Here is a 22,895-nt window from a genome sequence, read left to right as displayed (position 1 = left end):
AGGGACTTCGGACACCAAAATGTCTACGCCCGCCTGCACAACTGCCGTATTTGCAGGGCAACAGGTACTGGACCCACGACTAAAAGCTACTGGCTGTAGGTGACGTCTAACGTCGACCAACTCTTGGTTGACTCGTGATGCTCCGCGCCGGTGGGCTTCCCCTAGAATTAGAATTCTTCGGCGCCGCGCCATCGCATGGCCGGCGCCCAAACGATGGGGGAAGCAGCATGTCATCGAGCTTGTCGGTACCAATCGAACCGCTAGTTGGTCTCGACCTAGGCGAGGGCTGGACCATCGAGGAGGCGCTTCCCAGACCTATCGGAGCAACCGGAGGCAACTTCTCGCTCGGTTACCTAGCAAAGAACACTGATGGCCGGAAGGGATTCGTCAAGGTCATCAACTACGAAGGGATTTTCCGGAGCCCAGACCCTACACGCTTTATGCAGGAGATCACCGAGGCGTACAACTTCGAGCGTGAACTCGTCCAGAAATGCACCTCTCGTCGCCTATCTCGCGTGGTAGCGGCCTACCACCACAACAGTCTTCCCGCACCGCCAACCCACTCTTTTCCTGTCAGTTTCATCATCTTTGAACGGGCAGACGGCGATATCCGAGGCCTGCTTGACGACGTTGGAGATCTCGAGCTTGCCGTCCGACTAAGAATGGTTCACAACGCAGCGAATGGAATCGCTCAGCTCCATTCGATACAGGTGGCGCATCAGGACATCAAGCCCAGCAACCTGCTGGTCTTCAATCCTCTCCCTGATCTTGGCCGCACTGCCAAGATCGGGGATCTCGGCCGCGCGACAGACCAACAAAGGTCTGCGATTCACGATGGCTATGTCATAGCGGGGGATCCTTCCTACGCCCCGCCCGAGCAGTGCTTCGGCGAGATACCCACTTCCTTCGAGCAACGTCGACTTGCATGCGACATCTACCAGCTCGGCAGTCTCCTGACGTTCGTACTCAGCGACGTAACGATGAACGCGCTCCTACATACGTTCCTTGACCCAACCCATTCACCACAGAACTGGCGCGGCTCCTACAAGGATGCGCTTCCGTATGTACAAGCTGCGCACGCGACTGCCTTGGATGCCTTGGGGAACGACCTCCGGTACTCGATGAAGGACGACATGAAGGACGAATTGATCAAGTTGATCTCTTGCCTTACTGACCCAGATCTGGAACAACGGGGGCATCACGCGAGCCGCAAGGCTAATCAGCCTTATGCTTTGAACCGCATCGTGTCTCAGCTGGATTTGCTGGCCCACATGGCCGAAGTCCGCTACTCGGGAGCCGCAGCAGCGTGACGGCATCTCAAGGAATGGACGAGCGAAGTCTCGTGCCGCGTTGGCGCCCCTTCCGGGTGTCGGCGGCCCTTGGCGAACTCGCATCTAACTCTTTACCCAGTCGGCCATCCAGACGTCTCCCGGACATGGAGGCCCTTTACGCATTCAATGCAGCACCGACCCTGCACAGGGCGGCTGACGCGCTAGGCCTCGCATTCAGCCTTGACGACCCCGCACCCTTGCGGCCCGTCGTTGAGTTCATAGAGTCCACCAACACAAATTCTTTGCTGGCTGCGGCGGCGGCCCAAGTCAGACGGCACTTGGAGCAAATCCCCATGACCGGAGACGAAACGTGGTTCCGGGTTGAAGATCGCAACGCCGCCGTTGGCAGTATTAGAGACGAGCTTCGGAGAAGGCCCCACAACCCCACTAAGTGGGTGGATCTCGCTCTCGCGCAGACACTTCTAGGTCAACCCGGCAAAGCCAAAAGGTCCTTGTCGACGGCGTTGACTCTGGCTCCCCTCAACCGATTCGTTCTGAGATCAGCCGTCCGCTTCTTCATGCACATCGAGGACCCTGAAGCGGCGCAATACGCCTTAAAAAATGCGAAAGGGTCGTCGGATCCGTGGATCCTTGCAGCAGAGATCGCGAGCGACGAAGCTGCCGGGAGCGCTCCGTCCTCCATGAAGGAAGCCCTTTTGGTCCTCGCCTCAGGGAATTTCTCCGCGTGGGAACTCAGCGAGCTCGCTTGCACTGTCGCTCACGCGGAGTTTAACGGCGGCCGCGACAAGAGGGCACGAAAGTTCCTGAATCAGGCCCGCCCGCAACCGACGGAAAACGCTGCTGCGCAAATAGCCTTTGAATCCCAACGGGGAGGCTTCACTATCAGACCGGTTAAAGAGCCCGAACGCAGATTTGAAGCAGAAGCCATTGAAGCACGTTGGCGGAAGGACTGGTCTGCGGCAATGGACTCCGGACTCAAGTGGCAAAACGACCAGCCATTCGCAGTGGAACCGGCCACTTTCCTCTCATACGTAGCAGCCGTTGGCGCGGAACGGTATGACATCGCGGAACAGGCAGCGCGAACTGGCAGGCTCGCCAATCCCCAGGACGCGACAATTGCCAATAACCTTGCCTTCGCCCTAGCCAACCAAGACAAGTACGAGGAGGCCGCGGCCATCCTCGCTGACTGTCCGTCTCCCCAAGATGCTCAGGAATCGGCCGTCTACTCAGCGACCCGCGGCCTGGTGGCATTTAGGGGCGGCTCGGTGGAAGCAGGTCGCGAAGGTTACAGGCAAGCTGTCCAGTCGTGCCTCGATCTCGGACTGCCGGATAAGGCTGCGCTTGCAGCCAGCTTCTGGGCCAGAGAAGAAGTCCGTGCCAAAACGCCTAGTGCAATTGAAATAGTCAACACGGCCGCTAGGCTTGCCGGCCATGCCCCCAGCTCCGATGCAGAGGTGGTTTTGGCTCGGCTTTCAGAAGCAATTTCCTACACCGGTGAGGCGAGGCCGATCGCGGCAAAACGTGAGGGGACCGAGCCGCCAGGTCGCCCTTGACGTCCGGTGTAGGCAACTGAGCACAACATCGGCAGGGATGCTCCCGTTGGCCGGCGGCTCCTGAGGCTCGCCAAGGGGTCATCGCCACGAATACGAGATCCCCGGTTCGCTGCCGTCATTCTTCTGGATCCAGGTCATGAAATCGGCGAGGGACATGAAACTGTAGTAGTCGTAATACCGTGGTGGCGTCGCTCCATCAGTGCCGATCCGTTCGGAGAGAATCCGCCCTTCATTCAGGCCAGCAGCTGCGTCCCGGGCAGCTTGGTGCTGTTTACCGACGCGTTTGGGATTTGCCCGCGGCTCCGGGGGACGGGAACCCGGCCTGGTCTGATTTTCGGTCATTATTTCCCCTCCTGAGCCTGCACTTCTTCCATGCCGTGGCGGTATCCAGAACATGACCTCGCTCGAACAGCCCGTTGAGCACGGTCCGGATGCACAGGTCCCTCAGGGCCCTTCAAGTCCTTGAGGCCGGTAAGCGGTGTTCTTGTCTGTGCTCCAGCCGGCGATTATTCCGCAGCCGATCATTCGGTCGCTGAGTCTGGCGAGCCGGTATTCAGGGTCGGCTTCGAGCGCGAGCTGGAGGAATTGGTGGGCTTTGCTTCCACGGCCTTCCCACCAGTTGATGTACGCGAGGGCAGTGAGCAGTGGGGCAGCGCGATGGTCGTTGGTTCTGGTGTAGGCATGGAGCAATAGTTGCTGGGCCCATTCGACGCGTAACCACTGCGGCTTGCCCTGTGTTTGGGCAAAGAGGACTTGTTCGGCTGGTTCCTTGATGCCCGGGATTTCTGCGATGAGATGGTCGCGGATGCCTGCGAACTGGAAGTTGGCGATCAGACTGATGATCTGGTCGTCGGTCGGGTAGGTTTTGGTGTCCAGCATGCTTGCCCAGAGTTTTCGGGCCTGGTCGATCGCCTCGTCGCCGGGCAGGGCCCGGATTGTCTCCATGTGGTTCTTGACGGCGGCACCTTGGGTTGCGTTTTTTGTCGGGGCGGGCAACGTGATCCGGTCAGTTTCTTCGACGCTGCTGCCGCGGTAGATGAATTCGGCGTTGATTGCGTTGGTCTGGGTAGCGGTCAGGGGGATCGCGGCGTTGCTCCGGGGGTCGCCGTCGTATTGGGTGCATGTCTGGTCCCCGACGAGCAGCCCGTCGCTGATGGTGATGCCGCGCTCGGCCAGGACGCCGGTCAGGGCGGCGATGATCGCTGCGCGGGGTTTCGGCTGGCCGGCCTCCCAGGGTGTCGAGGTGTAGAGGGCGAAGAGGACGCTCGTGGCGTTCGGATCGTGGGTGAGATAGCCGGCGACGGTTCGTGCGTAGCCCAGCTCGCCGCCGTCGTGCCGGGGGAGGTCCACGCGCAGGGTGGCCCCGATGCGGTTGGTGTCGACGGTGATGCAGACCAGGCTCTCGTGCGGCCAGAAGCCGAGGCTGTGTCCGATGAAGCTGAGCAAGTCTGCGGGGGATTTGATGGTGAGCGTTTCCATGGTCCTGCTTCTTTGACCTGTTTCTTGGCCTGACTGTGGTCGTTGGGATGTGGGTGCCGTTCTGATAGGGGCAATCACCGCTGGGTAGGAGGGTCCGGAGTGCAACTTGGGGAACCGGCCGCCATCAAAAGTTTGGTGAGGAGATAAGCGACGGAGGAGCGCCGAACGAAACTTTTGATTTGCGGCCGGCGCAGGGCGCCCTGGTTGCGCGGAGGGCCCGCCCAGCGATGATGGAATATCAGAATGACAAACAGCGATGATGCTTCTGGTCATTCATAGACCTGCCGGGCAGGGGCAGCATGACGCAGGTGGAGTTGTCTAAAGCTGCAGCGGAAGCGCGCAGTCTGAGGGCCGGGAGAGGTCACGATGGCTTCTGGCAGGTTCAGTCACGGCGTCGACATCCTTGTTACGCCGCCCATGCAGGACTCGCCGGGCCAGGCACACCAAGTAGCGGTCCAGCGCCACTGTCGCGCTGTGGGGTTAGAAAGTTCTGACAACACTGTTGTGAGACAACTCAGGCGACCATGAGAAGCTGATCAAATACGCTCGGAACTCCGCCAGATGCAGGAGACGGACCGTCAGATTTTGGATGTGCTGGCAGCGGGTGTCAAGCGTCCTCGACCTTGAACGCAGCCCCTTCTGTGAGCACCGAACCTGAGTCACGTCGCACTATTGACGTTCCTCAAATTCGAAAGTATTTTCTAGTAAGGATTCCGATTCTTGATTGGGCCGTGGCCCGACTAACAACGCGAGAACGATAGGGAGCCGACGAATGGCTTCAACAATCCAATTCATCAGGTGGTAGTGCGATCCTATGATCCTGAGGGTAGGGGAACAGCCGCCGTTGCTACGCAGCGTGCGGATGCGATCCGACAGCTAGCCGCTGCAAAGCGATCTATCCGTAACCGTAGTCACGTGGTGCATTCGGCCATCGATATTTGGGCCCGCTTCACGCGCTGCCGATAAGGCCGACCTCGCAGAGTATACCGAGATTTCACTCGCAGCTGCATACGGACCCTTCAGGACTGTTGGTGAGGCCTCGGCGTTGAATCGTGTCGGCGTCGGCTGCCCCCGACCGGCCGTCGGGCAGCCAGTAGCTGACGACTGAAACACTGGCCAGGACCAACTCGAATAGTTCCGCAGAGCTTCTATGGAGCCGATGTCAATGCCTACTGAATCTTCCCCCAATGATCCGACCCTCACGGAAAAGGACCGGGATGATTTCCTCTCTGATTATTACGAGCACCTTGCAGCAGATGATGCCCAGGACAATAGTGCACAAATCCTGGAGAGAAGGGCGCTGTCCCACTACGCATTGGCTCGAACGCGTCCTGTCGGGACCGCGCTCGTTGGGCTATTCAGCGAATCCAGACGCAGCGTCGTAATGGTCGTGACGGACGATATGCCCTTCCTCGTTGATTCGGTGGCGGGCGAACTGCTACGTCAAAATGCTGTCATTCGATTCGTGGTGCACCCGGTTCTGACCGTGAGCAGACAGCTTGACACGGATCGGATCCTTTCCGTCGGGCGTCTGCCTGCTTCCGGCGAGTCCTTGCCAGCGGCGGATGCTGGGAGTCGGTTGGTGGTTGAGTCATGGATAGCCATCGAAATCAATCGCATCAGTGATACGCAGCAACAGGAGACCCTTCTGGCTGGGTTGCGTCGCGTACTTGCACATGTTCGTGAGGCTGTAGAAGACGGGCCGCGGATGCGGGCTCGGATGAAACGCTTTGCCGACACGCTCTCAGACGTCACGAATGTTGGAATCCTGACAAATATTGAGCAGGCCAAGAAACTTCTTCGCTGGCTGACGGCGGGAAATTTCATCTTCCTGGGCTACCGGGAGTATGACCTGGTTGTGTTGGAAGGGGAAACTGTTCTTGCGGCCAAAGATGAGACCGGGATGGGGATGCTCCGCGTAATTCGACCGAAGTGGAGAGTGCAGCACCTGACCGCATCCGGGCAGCAAAAAGCCCGGGAGAAGCGCCTATTCGTCATCACCAAGGGCGAAACGCGTTCCACCGTTCATCGCACGGAGTATCTGGACTATATTGGCGTCAAAACGTTCGACCCTGAGGGAAATGTCAGCGGCGAAGGGCAGTTTATCGGCCTGTTTGCGCGTAGCGCGTACACGGATTCCCTCCTGCATATCCCCATGCTCCGAGACAAAGCTGAAGCAGTCATACGCGAGTCCGGATTCCCTCCAGGCTCGCAGTCCCGCAAGGACTTGCTGGACATCCTCGAAACCTACCCACGCGATGAATTGTTCCAGATCGAGGTGCCCGATCTGCTTGTTACCGCGCTCGGGATCCTTCACCTTCAAGAGCACCGCCGTACGCGGCTATTCCTGCGTCCGGATGTCTATGGTCGCTTCATGACCGCGATGGTCTTCCTGCCACGGGACCGGTACAACACCAGTGTGAGGCAGCGCATTGAGGAAGAATTAAAACGAACGTTTCAGGGCGAGTCCGTCGAATTCGAAGTGCGCCTCACGCAGTCGGCTTTTGCCCGACTGTTCTTCCGCATCTGGCTTCCCCGCGGCAAACAAGTTAGCCATGTGGATGCTTTGGCCCTAGAGCGACGCTTGGTCACCGCGGTGCGTTCCTGGTCCGAAGGCGTGTCTGACATTCTGCACGCGGAGTTCGATTTAGAACAGGCCCAACGGTTGACCGAGCGCTGGGCTGATGCATTCCCGATGGCCTACCGCGTGGTCTTCGACGTGGAAAATGCTCTCGAGGACATCAATCGGTTTGAGGCACGTGCCCAAGCGCTCGAGATGGATGTCGCAGGTGACATTTCGCCACGAACTCTGTTCGTTTACCTGCCGGTTGCCCAACAGGATGTTCCGCATGAAGATTCTCGACTTAAGCTGTATCTGACAGAACCGAAGAGTCTGGCCCAGATCATCCCGGTCTTCCAGAACTTGGGCATCGAGGTGCTGGACGAGCGTCCGTTTGATATCTCCACAGCAGACGGACGCAGATTCTTCCTTTACGACCTGGGCCTAAAGTACCCAGAGGGGGTCGATCCCTTGGCCACCGGACCGCTTTTGGCGGACGCCTTTGAAGCGGCATCGTCCGGGCTAAGTGAATCCGACAGCCTAGACCGCCTTGTGCTAACGACAAGGATGGCGTGGCAACAGGTGGCGGTTCTTCGCAGTTATGCCAAATACATGCGCCAGATTGGGATGCCTAGTTCGTACGAACTTATCTCCGATACGCTGCTGGGCGTGCCACAGCTCACGCATTCTCTGGTTCGCCTGTTCGAGGTCCGGTTCGATCCCGCAATGGGAGCACGGCAACGTGAGGATCGTTTGGCGTCGATCCGGGTCGAAGTGAAAATGGGGTTGGACTCCATTGCGACATTGGACGCTGACCGGGTGCTGAGGGCTTTCCACAATCTGATCGAATCGAGCCTCCGGACAAATTACTTTCAAAACAAGTCATACCTAAGCATCAAATTCGATTCGGCTGCTGTCGAAGGGCTTCCACTCCCACGGCCGTCATACGAAATATGGGTCTACTCTCCCAGGGTAGAAGGAGTCCACCTTCGCTTCGGCAAGATTGCCCGCGGCGGGCTGCGGTGGTCCGAGAGACGGGAGGACTTCCGGACGGAAATTCTAGGTCTTGTCAAGGCACAGACGGTGAAGAATGCCGTCATAGTTCCCACCGGCGCTAAGGGCGGATTCTTTGCCAAACGTCTGCCCCCCGCATCCGATAGAAAGGCGTGGCTAGCTGAGGGCCAGCAGAGCTACAGCACCTTCATCCGAGGATTGCTCGACCTTACGGACAATCGCGTCGCTAATTCCGACGGTGAGGTCGTGATCTCGCCTCCTCAAGTCGTGTGCCAGGACGGTGATGACGCTTATCTGGTGGTTGCCGCAGATAAGGGCACCGCGTCTTTCTCAGATATCGCAAATGAGCTGTCAGCCGAATACGGCTTTTGGTTGGGTGATGCCTTTGCGTCAGGTGGATCCGTGGGGTACGACCACAAGGTGATGGGTATCACTGCTCGCGGGGCTTGGGAAGCAGTCAAGCGACATTTCGGAGAATTGAACGTCGATGCCCAGACCACGGATTTCTCCGTCATCGGAATCGGCGACATGAGCGGAGACGTCTTCGGTAACGGAATGCTTCTGTCCGAACATATCCTGCTGTTGGCCGCATTCGACCACCGTCATATCTTTCTTGATCCCGAACCGGACGCGAAAATCTCGTTTGCTGAGCGGCGACGGCTGTTTGATCTTCCCCGCTCGTCGTGGCAGGACTACAACCCGGCGCTGATCAGCGCCGGCGGGGGAGTGTATTCTCGCCAGATCAAGGCGGTTCCCGTCAGCGAAGCCGTTCGCAGGGTTCTGGGGTTGGACGGCCGAATCACGCAACTGAGCCCTCCGGAGTTGCTGAGAGCCATCCTCAGGGCACCAGTTGACCTGCTGTACAACGGCGGCATCGGCACCTATGTGAAGGCCAGAACGGAGAGTCAAACGCAGGCTGGTGACAAAGCTAACGACAGCATCCGTGTGAATGGCGACGAACTTCGCGTCAAAATAGTCGCTGAGGGCGGCAACCTAGGCCTGACGCAAAGGGGCAGGGTAGAGGCCGCCCTGGCGGGGGTGCTTCTGAATACTGACGCCATCGACAATTCGGCGGGCGTGGACTGTTCCGACCACGAAGTGAACATCAAGATATTTGTCGATCGCATGATTTCCGAAGGGATCCTGGATGCGGCCCACAGATCGACGTTCCTCGCCGGAATGACCGACGATGTGAGTAGCTTGGTCCTGAAGAACAACTTCGACCAGAACATTCTTCTGGTTAATGACCGTCAAAATGCCGTGGCAGACGGATCCAGCCACGAGCGACTGATGGGCTGGCTGGAAGTCGCAGCTGAGCTCAACCGGGAAATCGAAGGGCTGCCATCAACGACGCAACTACGGGCACGACTGGACCGGTCAGGTCGAGGCCTGACCGCACCCGAACTTGCTGTGTTGGCAGCCTATGCCAAAATAGACCTCGCCCGTGCACTGGGGGAAAGCGATCTGGCCGACGATCCATGGTTCGCTGCGACCTTACGAGGATATTTCCCCAAGCCTCTCGCCAGCCGCTTCTATGCTGAACTGGACAGCCATCCATTGCGGCGGGAAATTATTTCGACGATCCTCGCTAACGACATGATCAACTCCGGAGGGATTACGTTCGCGTTCCGGATCGCGGAAGAAACATCGGCCACGGAATCCGCAGCCGCGCGGGCCTTTGTCGCGATACGCGAGATATACGGCCTGACGCCGCTGCTTGAAACAGTCAATGGACTAGGTGCAACCTTCTCGACGGACCGCTGGTGCGCCATCCACAGGGATATCCGGCAGCTGATAGACCGGGCCGTGTGCTGGTGGATCAATCAGGGTTTCGCCAATATGCCCACCGTCGATGCTGTAGACAGATTCAACGACATAGGCCTGATGCGGCGTCGCATCCCCGACTTCCTGCAGGCCACGGACTTGTCGCGGGTGCGGCAACGTTTCGAACGGGCAATAGCTTCTGGGATCCCCCCTTCGGCGGCAGAGCAATGGTCCCACCTCGCCGAGGACTTCGCGCTACTGGAAATCTGCAGGATCTCTGATGACATCCAAGAGCCCATTGAAATGGTCGCGTCGGTCTATTTTGCCGTCTACAGCCGATTCCGCGGCGATAGCCTGTTTGAGCGCATCGCGAATCTAACAAGACGGGACCGCTGGGAGGTACTTGCCCGCGCAGCCCTTCATGACGACCTCTGCTCCGCCCTGAAGGAAATGACAACGGCCATCATGCGGAGCCCGTCCCTTCCTATGGGAAAGAGCTCGACGAGCGCAGCGGCCAGTTGCATGCATGCATGGGAAGAAACGCATTCAGAGCCCCTGAGACGGGTCATGAGCGTGTTAGCCGAAGTCGATCGACATGATTCGGATGACGTGGGACCCTTGTGGGTCGCCCTTAGGATGCTGCGATCCATCGTGCAGGTCTAGTACAGGGGAGCTCTACTGGGCCCTCTCTGAGCGGCAATGACGCTCGACCTCCGGAAGGGCGGTTGCCGCTCCCGCGCCAGGACTGGTGTGCAATCCGGTCCTGTCTCCAACGCATATGTGTCCACTCCGTGCGGGCCCTTACCTTGGTCCGGCAGGCGACTGTTTCATGGCGCCGCCCCTGGATCGACCCCGTCCGCGGCGGTGCCTATAGGCCCTGTTAGTGCAAAGGTCCCGAACCGGGTTGGCGCCGATGATCAGCCCCCGATATACGGCGTCGTAGAGGGTCTCGACACACACATGCCAGCCGATCTTGAACGGGTGGCAGCGGCGCAGCCAGCGGCTGATTTGTCCCGGTGACCAACGAGCGGCGAGCTTCTCCGCCACCACCTGCCGAAGGGCAGCGTCGTATTCGAACACCCGTGACTTCGGACGACGACGTTTCAGATGCGCCTGACTGGGGGCAAACCACGGCTGGTAGGTTCCGTCGGGTTTGCGGTTGCGTCCAATCTCCCGATAGACACTCTGGAAGCTCTTGCCAATCCTCAGAGCAATCGATCTCACGGGTTCACCTGAGGTGAGTCCGTCGGCAATCTCAATGCGGTCATCCTGAGAGAAATAGCGGGAACTGATCGGCACTTCCTCGTTGACGGTCACGCTTCCAGCCTCGATGAACCACTTCGATCCGCAGCTCAGTGGCACGCCAACCTCTCGCGCGGCTTCAGAGCCGGAGCGCCCTTGACGGATCAGTTCGAAGTACCGGCGTTTCACCTCCTGCGGCATCTTGTTCGACACGTATCTGGGCATGCGGCGCCCTCTTTCTGGGATTCGCAACGATCATTAGAAACCGCCCCCGGTCCAGCGGCCGGTTCTGCCACTCGGTCATCTCGCCGATGACCTTTTCAGTGATCCGCGAGATGGTGTCCTTAGAGACCCTGACGCCGAACACCTCGCCGAAGTGCGCCGCGATCTCCCCGGTCGTGAGCCCCTTCGCGCTCAACGACAACACAATCTCATCCACACCGGCCAGCCGCCGCTGCCGCTTCCGCACGATCTGCGGATCGAACGTCGACCCGGTGTCCAGCGGAACGTCGATCGCCACCGGGCCCGATCTCCGTCAGCACGGTCTTCGTGCGGGTAGCGTTGCGGGAGTTCCCGCTGCCGCACCAGGACACGTCATGCTTTTCGTATCCGAGATGTTCGTCCATTTCCGCTTCCAACGCGGTTTCCAGAACGTTCTTCGTTAGCCGGTTCAACAGCATGTCCGGGCCGACCAGGACGATACCCTGTTCCCTGGCCTGGGCCAGGAGCTGCTGCGCTAACTCTTGCTGATCCACGTCAGTCGCCATGGGATCCATGGTTTCGCTGATGATCAGTCCTCCCCGCCAGGCACCGCCCGGCGTGTCAGGCCAACCCCGGATCCACCGTTATTCAGATACTTCCCAAGAATCGGTCCCTTCGTGACGAGAAACGGGAACGAGCTGGGCGAATTCGAGTCCGAAGACGTTGGTTTCGAGCTGTGCGCGGACCTGCTCCGGGCTGACTTCCTCGAAGTAGCCTGCGTAGAAGTTCCCCGCGTTGTTGACGAGCACATCGATGTTCCCGAAACCGGTCGGTCGCGGAAGTCACCGCGGCTTCTGCCTGAGTGGGCTGGGTGAGATCGAGCGTCACGACGAGCAGATCATCGTGCGCCCCGAGCGCTTTGGCCACTGTATCCGCGTTGCGGCCGGTGGCGACCACGGCATGGCCAGCTGCGAGGGCTGCTTTGGCGATGTCGACGCCCATGCCGCGGCCCGCGCCAGTGATGAACCAGGTCTTCTTCTCAGTCATGGATTTGGTGTGTCCTCTACTTGTGAACCACTGAAATCTGTGCCCCGGCGGAGCCGCCTTTGGGCGGCTGTCCATCGGGAACACGTTCAACTCAACAGGACTTCAGAGCCGTGAGGGAGACCCTGCTGTAGGTACCACTGGCAGGGTCTGCCTCAATCGCCGGCCGGTCTCTAACGTTGATGGCCTGGACAATCGGAAGGAGATTCGCGAGTTCCTGACGACGCGGCGGGCCAGGATCACCCCGGAGCAGGCCGGTCTGCCGGACTACGGCGGGCACCGCCGCGTTCCCGGGTTGCGCCGCGGCGAGGTCACTTCCCTGGCCGGTGTGAGTCCCGAGTACTACACCCGACTCGAACAGGGCAAACTCGGCGGCGTTTCCGAGAGCATCCTGCACGCACTGGCGCAGGCGTTGCAGCTCGACGAGGCTGAGCGGGCGCACCTGTTCCACCTTGCCCGGACTGCCGGGTCAACGGCCCGGCCGCGCCGACGCCCAAAACAGCAGATCCCGCCCAGCCTCAATACGCTCTGGATGCCGTCACCGGAGCCTCCGCGTTCGTACGCAACGGCCGCCTGGACATCCTGGCCATCAACAGCCTGGGTGGAACAAGCCTCTACACCGTCGACGTCTACGCCGCCACGGTGATTTCCGGGCCATCGGGACCTTAACGTCTTTTTGGACAGCAACCCTGATCGGCATGCGCCTTTCGGTGCAAACGGTCCGACCAAACCCAGTCATTTAGTCCGCCCGTTGGACGCCAGTTCGGATACGCGAATGACGATATATTCCGCTTCCGCGAAGGACCGCGCTGGGCGTTCGCGGAGACATCGGGACGAGTCCGCGCGGAGCCTTTGCGCCTTGTGTCCCGTGCCTGCAGCAAGAAGGCTCCTCCCGATGTCGGGAGGAGCCTTCAAACTGTTGTTTGGATCAAGCTGCCTGCGTTACCTTGATGGCGTCCATCACGCGGTCGGTGACCTCGTCGATAGCGCCGATGCCGTCAACCTGGGTCAGGATGCCGCGTTCGGCATACTTGGCCACAACGGCTTCGGTCTCCTCGTGGTAGAGGTCCAGCCGGTGGCGGATGACGGCTTCGTTGTCGTCGCTGCGGCCGGTGTCCTTGGCACGGCCCAGGAGGCGCGTCACCAGTTCCTCGTCATCGGCGGTCAGCTGCAGGACGACGTCCAGCTTCTGCTCACCGTTGGCCAGGATCTCGTCGAGGTAGTCCACCTGCGCGGTGGTGCGGGGGTAACCGTCCAGGAGGAAGCCGTTTTCGACGTTGTCCTCGCTCAGGCGGTCGCGCACCATCTTGTTGGTGACGCTGTCCGGCACGAAATCGCCGGCATCCATGTACTTCCTGGCCTCGACGCCCAGCGTCGTCTCACCCTTGACGTTGGCGCGGAAGATGTCGCCGGTGGAGATCGCAACGACGCCGAGGCGTTCGGAGATCCGATCCGCCTGCGTTCCCTTGCCGGACCCGGGAGGTCCGATAATCAACATTCTCGTCATCGCAAAAGCCCTTCTTAGTGCCGTTGTTGTAGTTGGGTGTCAGTTTGCTTGGCGGTTGCCGAAGCCGTGGCTCAGGCTGGCTGTAAAAGTGTTGGGCCCGCTGCGGGCTACTACGATGCTGTACTCGGAGGTCTTAGACCTTGTCGCAAGCTCCTGCACCGCTTCGTCCAGCGTGCGGTCCATGGTCGAACTGTCCCAGATTTTCAGCGTTATGGAGTCGAAGGTTTCAGGGCTCATATCTCACTGCTTTCACTCATGGTGCTGGATGTTTGAGGCTGCGGTAATGGGTGCGGCGGGAAAGGGTCGACGTCGGATGCTCAGTGGGGAATGGGGCCGCACCAGGCAAGTGCCGCGGGGCCATCGACTACATTTCGTGCCTCCATTGCGGAAGAGGCCATGCCCGGGCCGCGGGGTGCGGGTGCGGACGGATCGGTTGCTACTTGAATGACGGAGTTACGGTCGTTGACGTACACAACGGCAGGCCTGTAAGCCTTAGCATCGTCCGTCGTCATCTCTGCGTAGGTGAGGAGGACAACTGTGTCTCCGGCATGGACGAGATGTGCAGCCGCACCGTTGATGCCGAGGACTCCTGAACCGCGTTCACCGGCGATGACGTACGTTTCGAGGCGCGCGCCGTTGGAGATGTCAAGGATCGCGACCAGCTCGCCCGGGAGGATATCGGCAGCGTCCAGCAGGTTTAGGTCCACGGTCGCTGAACCTACGTAGTGCAGGTTGGCCTGCGTGACCGTTGCACCGTGGATCTTGGACTTGAGCATTCTTCGATTCATCTGTTAAGCACCCTTGGTTAATAGAAAATCTCGCCTAATTAGTATACGAACAAACGCTAGTATTGACCCAATCGACGTTCAGCAGGATACTTGCTTAGGGGACGTTCACCGCTTGGGGGACGATCCAAGAACGTGCCACTGGTGCCACTTGAAAGGACTAGCGATGACAGACGTCGCCTTCGATATCAACAGGAACACGGACATCTTCCGCGTTCACCGAGCCAGCGACCTGCAGGCTGCTCCGGGTCAAACCCAGAATGCGCGCCGCATTTCCGGAGTCAGCAAGGAGAACAGCGCTGCGGACAAATTGTGGTTTGGGAAGGTTTTCACGGGCCCTGGGGAGATCTCGGACCCGCATCACCATGGTGAGGCTCAGACCGGCGGATACGTGTTCAAAGGCCGGGGATTCATCCGTTACGGGGAGCGTTACAGTGAGGTCGTTTACCTCGAAGAAGGGGACTTCGTGTTTGTGCCGCCGTTCATGCCCCACATTGAGGGGAACGCCAGCAAGACTGAAGAACTGATCTGGATGACGACCCGTACACCGGACAACATTGTGGTGAACCTCGCTGACCAGGATGTGGCCGATTTGGAGATCGATTACAGGTCCTGACAAGCGACCCGTAAGCAGGGGAGGGCCGGCCCGATGATTTCAGGCCGGCCCTCCTTTTGCCGTATTCAGTAGGAATGCGGGAGACCTAGCCATTCCTCGCCCAGGCAATTTCGTGTCATCTCATGGGTCGGCGGAGCGAAGGTGTAGAGCCTGGCGTCCCGGAAGAATCCCTGCATGGGCAGGGTGCGGGCCATGCCCCAGCCTGCCTTTACACGCATGCCTGTGTCTGCGACCTCCGTCGCTGTGGCTGATGCGGTGAGCTGTGCAAGGGTTGCCGGGCACCTGTCGGAACCCGCGCCCCTCATGCGCGAGTATGAATTCGGGCGGTACCCGCACGTTTTCGAGAGTGACGTCGCATTGGGCCAACCCCCGGATGCCCACGGTGTCGATTTCATCGGTACGGATACCGGGGCTTGACCGGGGGATCAGGAACGTCGTGATCCCGTCAACGGCTGAGTCCTTTAATGGCACTGGTGCGGGCCAGGAGGATGGGGAAGTCGCAATCCGTGGCACCCCCTGTCCCTTTCTTGAGCCGCTGATTGACTACGAACTGCCGCTGAGCCTGACTGCTGTCGTGGGCATGACGCGGGCGATGTCCGGTCCCCCTTCGGGTTCACTCAGTCCGAAGGAGACCCCGGCATCACCCGTGTGCACAGAAGCGCAAGAAACCGCTCCCGCCGCTCAGCGGGTCCATACGCGTGCAGCTCCAGACCCATGAACTGAACAATTGAATTCTTTCCCATGGAAGTCGGCCCTGCACCGAGTTCTTCCAGAACAGTGCTCTGAGCTGCATGTGATGGACCGGTCCCGTGCAGCTCGCCGTCGAGCTGGATCAGTCCTGATTCTCCGAGTGCCTGGAAGAGTTCACGATCGCATTTTTATACCTCGTCAAAATGGCGTAGACGTTCGGGAGCCAGATTTGCGGCGAGCAGTGACCGCTGCTCCGTAGTGCAGCCCTGTCCGGGTCTCCGCTATCGCCCTGGGTTTGGCATCGATCAGGTTCAATGCTGCCTGCAGGGTCGTTTTCTCGTGACCTTCGCCATCAGCGCCGCTTGATCATGAAGCTGCTCGTGAACGTCATCACGGCGCTTCCATCCTGTTTGACTACCGTGTAGTCGAGAGTCCAGATTCCAGCATCTGGCCTCTTCGTTGCGCGCGCCGTCCTCACTGTTGCTTCAACGTGGATGGTGTCTCCGATAAACACGGGCTGCACGGCCCGCACTTCATCCAGTCCAAGCCATGCGGTGACGTTCGTGAAGTATCCGGTCTGAGTAAGCAAACCCAGCCCCACTGAGAGGGTAAGCGGTCCATGTCCGATGCGCTGGCCGAACTGGGTCTTTGCGGCGTATTCGGCGTCCAAATGCAGCGATACCCAGTCGCCGGTCAGGCCGGCCCATTGGACAAGGTGCGCCTCGCTGACTGTGATTCCTGGGCTGTGGATGCGGTCACCCTCGGTGAGTGCGTCCCAGTAGTGGTCCGGACGCCCCTTCGGCGCCTGCGTCGCAACCTGGGTGATTTCGTCGTCGTAATCCTGCATGTCACTCCTCAAACCGAGACGCCCTGTTGCGCCGTTCTTGTTTTCGATAAGTCAAGACTAGACTAGCGAGCGCTTGTTCGTATACTGGTTATGCGTAAGTAATTAAATTGCTGTTTCAACTGGAGGCCAATATGAGCACCACTACGATCGCGGAAGCCGAGGCGCCGACGGCGGCAGCCGAAGCGCCGACCGTGCACGAACTTCTCCAGGAGAAGCTCGCCCAGGCAAAGCTCGGAGGTTCAGAGAAGAACCGCCGGAAGATCGTCGAATCCGGCAAACTGCTGGTTCGCGACCGTCTCGCCTTGCTGTTTGATGACAATGAATACATTGAGGACGGGCTCTTGGCCCGGTTCGAGGATGGGCTGCCGGGCGACGCTGTCGTCATTGCGTTCGGTCGGGTCGATGGCCGCCAAGTCTGCGTTATCGCGAATGACTTCAGCGTCAAGGCGGGAACCTGGGGAAACAGGACTTTCGAAAAGATCACTGCCGCCCAGGAGAAATCCAACGCTGCCGGGATCCCTCTCGTCTATCTCTTCGATTCGGCCGGGGCCCGAATCGATGAGCAGTTTGAGAGCTTTGCAGGCCGTCACGCTTGGGGAAACATTTTCTATAACCAGGTGCAGATTTCGGGGCGGGTCCCGCAGGTCTGTGCACTTTTCGGACCGTCGCCGGCCGGTTCCGCCTATGTTCCTGCCCTCTGCGACATGACCATCATGGTCCGCGGACACGCGACCGCCTATCTGGGGTCCCCGCGTCTCGCTGAGATGGTGACGGGCGAAAAGGTCACCCTGGAGGAGATGGGCGGGGCCGAGATGCACTGCACCGTCTCCGGCCTGGGTGATGTCCTAGTCGAAGACGATGCGGAAGCCATTGCCGCAATCCGGGTTTGGCTTAGTTTCCTGCCTGCAAACTGGGAGCTGCCGGCTCCGGTGGCTCCGGCGGCGGAGCCCCGACCCGGCCGCTCGCTGGAGGAGATCGTGCCGCTGCGGGAGGCAGAGGTGTTCGATATGGAAGAGTTTGTCGAATCCCTGGTCGATGAGGGTAGCTGGTTCCCTTATAAGGAACTGTTCGCTCCGGAGATGCTGACAGGGTTTGCCAGGATTGGCGGCCGTCCGGTAGGGCTGGTTGGAAATCAGCCAAAGCACATGGGCGGGTCGATCTTCCCTGACTCGTCCGACAAGGCAGCGCGCTTCATCTGGATCTGCAACGCGTACAACATTCCGATCATCTTCCTGGTCGACATTGCCGGATACATGATCGGATCTGCGGTGGAGCGCCAAGGCATCATCCGACACGGTGCCAAGATGATCTTCGCAGTGTCCGAATGCAGGGTTCCCCGCATCACAGTGCTGGTACGAAAGGCCTACGGCGGCGGTTACTTGGCCATGTCCGGTGCACCGATGAACCCTGACGCGGTGATCGCACTCCCGACAGCCCGTCCGGCGCTGATGGGCCCGGACGCAGCAGTCAACGGCATCTACTACAACCAGATCCACGAGATTGCTGATCCTGAAGAACGCCAGAAGTTCATCATGGAAAAGCACAACGAGTATGCCGAGGGAATAGACGTCTTCAAGATCGCCAATGCCAACGCAGTCGAAGCGGTCGTTCCCGCTAACGATCTTCGTGCGGATCTGATGGTGCGCCTGGATCTGTACGGCCGACGCAAGGCTGTCCCCGTGGAGCGGCGCCAGGCCGTCACCCCGGTCTAGGGCCTGCCATGATCAAAGTCGTAGCTGTTCTCACCGCAAAAGCAGGACTAAGCCGGGAAGAATTCCTCCATAAATGGAACGTCGAGCACCCGGTCCTGGTCCGGAAGTTACCGGGGCTAAGGCGGTACAGGCAAAATCCAGCCATCGAACATGGCAAGCAGTGGCCTTTCAATGGCATGGCAGAACTCTGGTTCGACAGTGTGGCAGACGTAAAAAAGGCCTATGCCGGTGAGGAAGCCAGGCTGCTCTTCGAGCACGAGCATGAATTCCTCGATGACATGCGCTGGTTCCTGGCCGAAGAGAGGGAAATCGACCTCAATGCATGAATGGGGGAAGGGCCGGGTCGCGGGATCCGGCCCTTCCTCATCGGGGTAGCAGACTCCGTGGTGACCGCAGTACATCCGATCGCCCGGGCCTCCTCCCGCGTAAGCATGAACGATCAAGGAGGATCAGGCCGCTTGCGACCCAGCGGGGGAGCAAACTACATGCCTGTTCCGTCAGTGAAATGAGGAAGGGCTATGTCAGCTTTGGAAGCAAGCGCTGCTGTGACTGCGGTACGCGGTCCTCACCCGGTCCACTCCGGGCCGGTAGTAGACCTGCCCACGAGGTTCGGGGTCTTTCGGGCACAGGCCTGGACTGACGGGGTAACCGGCGCCGAACACCTTGCCGTCAGCTGGCCGGTTCCGGCTGTGGACGGAGCAGCGCCGCTGGTCAGGCTCCACTCAGAATGCCTTACCGGTGATGTATTTGGCTCGTACAGGTGCGACTGTGGCGAACAGCTCGACTATGCATTGGACGTCATCAGTCGATGCGGCGGTACGTTGCTGTATCTTCGTGGCCAGGAGGGGCGGGGCATCGGGCTCGCCAATAAGATCAAGGCGTACGCGCTGCAGGAAGCCGGCTTAGACACCGTAGAGGCCAACGAACAACTGGGCCTGCCCGTGGATGCGAGATGCTACAACGCGGCAGCTCAGATCCTGATGGAAATGGGTCTCCGGGAGATTCGGCTCCTCAGCAACAACCCTGACAAGCAGGATCGACTCAGCCGGGCCGGGCTTGCAGTGGTCGATATGGTGCCCACGGAGGTTCCTTACAGAGATCAGAACATCCGCTACTTGAAGACCAAAAGGGAGCGGATGGACCACCGTTTGAATCTCGACGATCCCACTTCGCCGGCAGTCCTAGCGTCAGACAGAAGGGACCATGAACGACTAGCCTGGGCGTAGTTCCCAAGGGCGTTGTGAACGCGGCTAGACCTGTGAGGACGGCCTTCACGGCGATGCCGTGGCCGGGCGAAGGACGCGACCGCACGGAGCCAGAATGCGACGGCGATTTTCTTGGTCTCGCCGGCGAGGATTTCGGCGTACGCCAGGCGCGCGTGGTCATCGACCGCGTGGTGCAGGTACGCATATCCGGTCCCTGCCTTGCGGGGCCGTCCACTTCTTCGCAGCCGCCGGCGAGTACTGGAACCTTTCAGTTGCCCGGCGCAGGGTCCAGCCGCCCCCGAGGATCAGGCGGGCGAGTTTCGTCCTCGCTTTAGGTGTCAGGTCGGCGTTGGCATGGGTAACGTGGGACACGAGGGCCTCCTGGGCGTCGAGATGAGTGTTGTGACCCAAATCGATACCACCGGCGGCCCTCGCCCTTTACATCACGCCACGCTGTTCACAACGTCGGTGGGAATATCACCTAGGACTCAGAAACTACGGGAATGCTGGTAACAGAAAGCACGAGCATTGCCGAAATGAAGTTCTCCGCATCTTCCAGCACTTTCCGCCCGATGGGCCCCGAAAATGCTTCCAAGGCTTCCTTCGCCCCTGCAAACACGAACTCCACGACGCCGTCTACCTCGACATCGGGCACAGCATAGCTCTGCCTGCCAGCAGCGCCCGTCACATGATGCTGGGTGTAGGAAATGATGTGCGGAAGCTGTCTCACCATCGGCGCATGGACATCGATCCAGTAACGGTGAAAATCCTCCCGTGACAAGCCGGATTTCCTCTGTAAGAGCGTCAGTTGCCTAACGTGGGCCATGTTTTCTCCTTGCTCTAACGATTATTGGGTTCAGTGGTAACTCAGTCAGTTTGCACCGCCGTTCCGGTAATGGCAGCCGGCCTGCTACTTCCCAGGGAAGCTGTCAGGCTTCTTGCTCCGTGACCAACAGATTCCGTAACGGCAGCCCCTTTAGCAGGCCGAGTATCCTCCGTCGACGTGAAGAGTAGTGGCCGTGATGCCGCTGGCGCGATCTGAGAGCAGGAACGAAGTGGCGTTGGCAATTTCAAGTGGTGTGTTAAGGCGCCCGATTGGAATGCGCTCCATCCATTGGTCAAACACATCGGGGGACTCGGATCTCGCTTTTTCAAGGATTGGGGTATTGGTGTAGCCGGGTGCCACGGCATTCACGCGGACCCCGCTCCGCGCCCACTCGACCCCGAGAAGGGCGGCCAAGTGCGCGACGGCAGCCTTGGTTGCCCCGTATGCCGCATGCCTTTCAGGAGATACGACACCGAATCCGGCGATTGAAGAGGTAATGACAATGGAGCCACTGCCTCGCTGGATCATCTTCTTGCCGAAAGCCTGGCAGGTCCAGAAGACACCGTTGAGGTTGATGTCCACGGTAGTGTTCCACAGGTCCGCCGAATAGTCTGTGGCAGGAGACGGTGGGGCGATTCCCGCATTGGCCATGACCCCAAAGACGGGCCAGCCGTCGGATTCCAACTGTTCTGCGAGCTCTTCGACTGCCTCCGGGCTCCTGACGTCCAGCTGCTCGAATCGTACGACACCACCAGCGGCGGAGGTGATTTGAGCGGTCAGGTTCTCTCCAGCTGCCTGGTCGATGTCCGTAACAACAACTCGGTGCCCTTCCCCTGCAAGGACCTCAGCGGTCGCACGACCGATCCCTCCGGCGGCCCCGGTGATGACATAAACACGGTTTTCTTCCACAGGTAGTTCACTTTCTATGCGGCACATGATTTCTTCGTCGGCTGCCTGCTGATCGGGTTCCACAGTCCTGATTCGATGGTTGGGTTAGTCCAAATTTTCGAGGCGAGTTCATCACTTAAACACCGCCTTGAACGCTTCTTCGGACAGGCCCGAGGACAAGTCGGCATCCGGCGGCAAATCGTCTCTGCATGTGGGCAGCTTGCCATTTGCAGTGTCAACGAAAACCGGCAGTTCAAATGCCTCTGGCTCGTTATCCGGCATCCCGTTGAGAGCAGCCAAAGCCTTCCGGCCCGCGATGCGAACAACGGTTGTCGTCCCATCCAAGGTCAGCAGCTGGAAGTTGGGATTTTTGTCCTTATGTTGCAGCCAGAAGCAGCCGAGTTCGTTGGATCCGGCGGAGGTCGCCAGCGGTGGGATCGGCCTGCCCGCATTGAGGAAAGCCCGGAGCCCGCCGAGGTCGCCGACCCCGTAGTCTGATGCCCAGCCGTCGATCTGGTCGTGCTTGGTCAACACGCCGGACATGGCACGCTGCATGTATGCCGGTTCCCAGCCTGAAGCAATAGGCCGGTCCGTAGCCAATCTAAATGGCGTGCCCAGGTCAGCGTTCATGTCCGTGAGGCCGTTGAAAACTTCAACAGACGGGGGGCTGCCGCTTGGCAGCCCTCCGGTGAAGATCACGTTCCCCCCGTCGGGGATACGTTCGGCCAACCACTTCGCCATCATCCCCCCTTCGATGTCGAACGCGTACTCAACATAGCCGTCATAGTCCACGCCGACTTGGCCGCCGGGATCGCCGATATAGGGAACGACTACAACTCCGGCTTTGTGGGCATTGGCCAGAGCGCTTAGAGCTTGAGTGCCGAAGTCGTCGTAAGTGATAATCGCGTCATAGCCCTGAGCCGTGTAGGAATTGATCGCAGTGATATATTTCTGCAGGTCAGCATCGGATTGGGCGTAGTCGACGGTCACATTTTTACAGACCGACAGCTCATCTTTAAGCTCGGCTGCCGTGATTTTTTTCCAGGAATTCGCGCCGAAGCCGTCGACGTGTGCAATTTTGATCGGTCGGTCACCGCACAGCTTCTCCACGGATAAGGGTGCGCCGCCTCCCTCTGCTGCTCTGCCTGAAGTGTTGGCTGGAGACGCAGCAGTCGGTGGCGGGGCCGTGCAGCCAGTAAACAGTACCGCCGTGAGCATTGCGGTCAGGGACATTAGCATCTTCGGGGCCCTGGGGATCGCTTTCATGGAAGTTTCCCTAGGCCGCATCAAAGGGGCTGCGGCGTCTGCTTTTCGGGGGATTGGTTCTGAATTTATGCTGGTACGAGTTACATTTCCGCGTGGTTCAACAATCATGATGGATCCTTCGTCATTAAAAGATAAGGCATACTCACTTATCGGAAGATCTATTCTCAGTGCATAAAGTCACGTCAGATACGAACATACACTAGTTTTTCCGGTTTTCATCGTAATGTAGTCAAAACGTTCCCGTTCACAGGTCCCTTTTGCAACGAGCGGGACATCCTGCAGGCACGCAAGAAGGATGCCGAACAGATCGAACGTCCATTCAGGGCAACTCGGTGTACCCAGCCGCAGGATCCTCTTAGGCGAGAGTTTGCGGGGGCCCGCGTTTTGCCCGGGATAACGGCGCC

The 22,895-nt window shown here is 59.3% G+C and carries 21 protein-coding genes and 3 pseudogenes; 9 read left to right on the top strand and 15 right to left on the bottom strand.

Annotated elements, in window-relative coordinates; translation table 11 throughout:
• Positions 1–227: 227 nt before the first annotated feature.
• Positions 228–1,310 carry a protein kinase gene (locus tag ASG92_RS05860; protein WP_056625779.1) on the top strand — a complete coding sequence of 361 codons (1,083 nt, stop codon included), beginning with the start codon at positions 228–230 and terminating at the stop codon, positions 1,308–1,310.
• A gap of 125 nt (positions 1,311–1,435) precedes the next feature.
• On the top strand, positions 1,436–2,845 hold the full coding sequence (locus tag ASG92_RS05855; protein WP_056625775.1) for a hypothetical protein: 1,410 nt from the start codon (positions 1,436–1,438) through the stop codon (positions 2,843–2,845).
• A gap of 78 nt (positions 2,846–2,923) precedes the next feature.
• Here the strand turns inward: ASG92_RS05855 and ASG92_RS05850 are convergent, their stop codons facing one another.
• A complete protein-coding gene (locus ASG92_RS05850; protein WP_056625772.1) occupies positions 2,924–3,187 on the bottom strand; it encodes a hypothetical protein in 264 nt (87 codons plus the stop codon).
• 102 nt (positions 3,188–3,289) lie between these two features.
• Positions 3,290–4,324 carry a DUF4192 domain-containing protein gene (locus tag ASG92_RS05845; protein ID WP_240987026.1) on the bottom strand — a complete coding sequence of 345 codons (1,035 nt, stop codon included), beginning with the start codon at positions 4,322–4,324 and terminating at the stop codon, positions 3,290–3,292.
• A gap of 1,165 nt (positions 4,325–5,489) precedes the next feature.
• On the opposite strand from ASG92_RS05845, the gene ASG92_RS05840 reads away from it, so the two are divergent.
• On the top strand, positions 5,490–10,325 hold the full coding sequence (locus tag ASG92_RS05840) for an NAD-glutamate dehydrogenase (RefSeq protein WP_056625765.1): 4,836 nt from the start codon (positions 5,490–5,492) through the stop codon (positions 10,323–10,325).
• Between the two features lie 138 nt (positions 10,326–10,463).
• On the opposite strand, the gene ASG92_RS05835 is transcribed toward ASG92_RS05840, so the two are convergent.
• The 4 genes and pseudogenes from ASG92_RS05835 to ASG92_RS29575 all read right to left on the bottom strand — a co-directional run.
• A complete protein-coding gene (locus tag ASG92_RS05835) occupies positions 10,464–10,979 on the bottom strand; it encodes a helix-turn-helix domain-containing protein (RefSeq protein WP_056625762.1) in 516 nt (171 codons plus the stop codon).
• Between the two features lie 199 nt (positions 10,980–11,178).
• Positions 11,179–11,680, bottom strand: a pseudogene (locus ASG92_RS29155) (transposase); the annotation flags it as partial.
• 69 nt (positions 11,681–11,749) lie between these two features.
• Positions 11,750–11,914, bottom strand: a complete 165-nt coding sequence (locus ASG92_RS29580) for a hypothetical protein (protein ID WP_240987030.1) — start codon at positions 11,912–11,914, stop codon at positions 11,750–11,752.
• A 70-nt stretch (positions 11,915–11,984) separates the two neighbouring features.
• Positions 11,985–12,107 (bottom strand): annotated as a pseudogene (locus tag ASG92_RS29575) (short-chain dehydrogenase/reductase); the annotation flags it as partial.
• Positions 12,108–12,444: 337 nt separating this feature from the next.
• Between ASG92_RS29575 and ASG92_RS27135 the strand changes: the two are divergent.
• On the top strand, positions 12,445–12,795 hold the full coding sequence (locus ASG92_RS27135; protein WP_346762979.1) for a helix-turn-helix transcriptional regulator: 351 nt from the start codon (positions 12,445–12,447) through the stop codon (positions 12,793–12,795).
• A 282-nt stretch (positions 12,796–13,077) separates the two neighbouring features.
• Here the strand turns inward: ASG92_RS27135 and ASG92_RS05820 are convergent, their stop codons facing one another.
• The 3 genes from ASG92_RS05820 to panD form a co-directional block, all read right to left on the bottom strand.
• Positions 13,078–13,647 (bottom strand): adenylate kinase, encoded by a 570-nt coding sequence (locus ASG92_RS05820; RefSeq protein ID WP_200951896.1) that lies wholly within the window; start codon positions 13,645–13,647, stop codon positions 13,078–13,080.
• A 48-nt stretch (positions 13,648–13,695) separates the two neighbouring features.
• Positions 13,696–13,893 carry a hypothetical protein gene (locus tag ASG92_RS05815; RefSeq protein WP_056625753.1) on the bottom strand — a complete coding sequence of 66 codons (198 nt, stop codon included), beginning with the start codon at positions 13,891–13,893 and terminating at the stop codon, positions 13,696–13,698.
• Positions 13,894–13,973: 80 nt separating this feature from the next.
• A complete protein-coding gene (gene panD, locus ASG92_RS05810) occupies positions 13,974–14,444 on the bottom strand; it encodes an aspartate 1-decarboxylase (RefSeq protein WP_082579333.1) in 471 nt (156 codons plus the stop codon).
• Positions 14,445–14,607: 163 nt separating this feature from the next.
• On the opposite strand from panD, the gene ASG92_RS05805 reads away from it, so the two are divergent.
• Positions 14,608–15,057 carry a cupin domain-containing protein gene (locus ASG92_RS05805; protein ID WP_082579332.1) on the top strand — a complete coding sequence of 150 codons (450 nt, stop codon included), beginning with the start codon at positions 14,608–14,610 and terminating at the stop codon, positions 15,055–15,057.
• Between the two features lie 65 nt (positions 15,058–15,122).
• On the opposite strand, the gene ASG92_RS27130 is transcribed toward ASG92_RS05805, so the two are convergent.
• Both ASG92_RS27130 and ASG92_RS05795 read right to left on the bottom strand, forming a co-directional pair.
• Complete coding sequence (locus tag ASG92_RS27130; RefSeq protein ID WP_162256303.1) at positions 15,123–15,362, bottom strand: acyl-CoA dehydrogenase family protein; 240 nt, start codon at positions 15,360–15,362, stop codon at positions 15,123–15,125.
• A 737-nt stretch (positions 15,363–16,099) separates the two neighbouring features.
• Positions 16,100–16,594, bottom strand: coding sequence for a MaoC/PaaZ C-terminal domain-containing protein (locus ASG92_RS05795; protein WP_056625747.1), 495 nt, complete (start codon positions 16,592–16,594; stop codon positions 16,100–16,102).
• 131 nt (positions 16,595–16,725) lie between these two features.
• On the opposite strand from ASG92_RS05795, the gene ASG92_RS05790 reads away from it, so the two are divergent.
• The 3 genes from ASG92_RS05790 to ribA all read left to right on the top strand — a co-directional run bounded on the left by ASG92_RS05790 (position 16,726) and on the right by ribA (position 19,532).
• Positions 16,726–18,306, top strand: a complete 1,581-nt coding sequence (locus ASG92_RS05790) for an acyl-CoA carboxylase subunit beta (protein ID WP_082579329.1) — start codon at positions 16,726–16,728, stop codon at positions 18,304–18,306.
• 8 nt (positions 18,307–18,314) lie between these two features.
• Positions 18,315–18,632 carry an EthD family reductase gene (locus ASG92_RS05785; protein WP_056625744.1) on the top strand — a complete coding sequence of 106 codons (318 nt, stop codon included), beginning with the start codon at positions 18,315–18,317 and terminating at the stop codon, positions 18,630–18,632.
• 192 nt (positions 18,633–18,824) lie between these two features.
• Complete coding sequence (gene ribA / locus ASG92_RS05780; RefSeq protein WP_056625741.1) at positions 18,825–19,532, top strand: GTP cyclohydrolase II; 708 nt, start codon at positions 18,825–18,827, stop codon at positions 19,530–19,532.
• A 31-nt stretch (positions 19,533–19,563) separates the two neighbouring features.
• On the opposite strand, the pseudogene ASG92_RS27120 reads toward ribA, so the two are convergent.
• The 4 genes and pseudogenes from ASG92_RS27120 to ASG92_RS05765 all read right to left on the bottom strand — a co-directional run.
• Positions 19,564–19,883, bottom strand: a pseudogene (locus tag ASG92_RS27120) (IS481 family transposase); the annotation flags it as partial.
• Positions 19,884–19,992: 109 nt separating this feature from the next.
• A complete protein-coding gene (locus ASG92_RS05775) occupies positions 19,993–20,337 on the bottom strand; it encodes an EthD domain-containing protein (protein ID WP_056625738.1) in 345 nt (114 codons plus the stop codon).
• Between the two features lie 150 nt (positions 20,338–20,487).
• Positions 20,488–21,309, bottom strand: a complete 822-nt coding sequence (locus tag ASG92_RS05770; protein WP_056625735.1) for an SDR family NAD(P)-dependent oxidoreductase — start codon at positions 21,307–21,309, stop codon at positions 20,488–20,490.
• Between the two features lie 48 nt (positions 21,310–21,357).
• A complete protein-coding gene (locus ASG92_RS05765; RefSeq protein WP_240987025.1) occupies positions 21,358–22,335 on the bottom strand; it encodes a substrate-binding domain-containing protein in 978 nt (325 codons plus the stop codon).
• A gap of 100 nt (positions 22,336–22,435) precedes the next feature.
• Here ASG92_RS05765 and ASG92_RS28920 point away from each other — a divergent pair, with 100 nt between their 5' ends.
• Positions 22,436–22,666 (top strand): hypothetical protein, encoded by a 231-nt coding sequence (locus ASG92_RS28920; protein ID WP_162256301.1) that lies wholly within the window; start codon positions 22,436–22,438, stop codon positions 22,664–22,666.
• Positions 22,667–22,895 lie beyond the last annotated feature (229 nt).

It is taken from the genome of Arthrobacter sp. Soil736 (genome assembly GCF_001428005.1).
GTDB lineage: Bacteria > Actinomycetota > Actinomycetes > Actinomycetales > Micrococcaceae > Arthrobacter.
This window is presented reverse-complemented; position numbering and strand designations above follow the sequence as displayed.

Excerpts from the sequence above, each read along its gene's own strand:
- ASG92_RS27130 (WP_162256303.1), bottom strand. The coding sequence starts at position 15,362 with ATGAGGGGCGCGGGTTCCGACAGGTGCCCGGCAACCCTTGCACAGCTC.
- ASG92_RS05855 (WP_056625775.1), top strand. The coding sequence starts at position 1,436 with ATGGAGGCCCTTTACGCATTCAATGCAGCACCGACCCTGCACAGGGCG.
- ASG92_RS05790 (WP_082579329.1), top strand. The coding sequence starts at position 16,726 with ATGAGCACCACTACGATCGCGGAAGCCGAGGCGCCGACGGCGGCAGCC.
- ASG92_RS05820 (WP_200951896.1), bottom strand. The coding sequence starts at position 13,647 with ATGTTGATTATCGGACCTCCCGGGTCCGGCAAGGGAACGCAGGCGGAT.
- ASG92_RS05860 (WP_056625779.1), top strand. The coding sequence starts at position 228 with ATGTCATCGAGCTTGTCGGTACCAATCGAACCGCTAGTTGGTCTCGAC.
- ASG92_RS05815 (WP_056625753.1), bottom strand. The coding sequence starts at position 13,893 with ATGAGCCCTGAAACCTTCGACTCCATAACGCTGAAAATCTGGGACAGT.
- ASG92_RS05840 (WP_056625765.1), top strand. The coding sequence starts at position 5,490 with ATGCCTACTGAATCTTCCCCCAATGATCCGACCCTCACGGAAAAGGAC.
- panD (WP_082579333.1), bottom strand. The coding sequence starts at position 14,444 with ATGAATCGAAGAATGCTCAAGTCCAAGATCCACGGTGCAACGGTCACG.
- ASG92_RS05775 (WP_056625738.1), bottom strand. The coding sequence starts at position 20,337 with ATGGCCCACGTTAGGCAACTGACGCTCTTACAGAGGAAATCCGGCTTG.
- ASG92_RS05805 (WP_082579332.1), top strand. The coding sequence starts at position 14,608 with ATGACAGACGTCGCCTTCGATATCAACAGGAACACGGACATCTTCCGC.
- ASG92_RS05845 (WP_240987026.1), bottom strand. The coding sequence starts at position 4,324 with ATGGAAACGCTCACCATCAAATCCCCCGCAGACTTGCTCAGCTTCATC.
- ribA (WP_056625741.1), top strand. The coding sequence starts at position 18,825 with ATGTCAGCTTTGGAAGCAAGCGCTGCTGTGACTGCGGTACGCGGTCCT.
- ASG92_RS05785 (WP_056625744.1), top strand. The coding sequence starts at position 18,315 with ATGATCAAAGTCGTAGCTGTTCTCACCGCAAAAGCAGGACTAAGCCGG.
- ASG92_RS05850 (WP_056625772.1), bottom strand. The coding sequence starts at position 3,187 with ATGACCGAAAATCAGACCAGGCCGGGTTCCCGTCCCCCGGAGCCGCGG.
- ASG92_RS05795 (WP_056625747.1), bottom strand. The coding sequence starts at position 16,594 with ATGCAGGATTACGACGACGAAATCACCCAGGTTGCGACGCAGGCGCCG.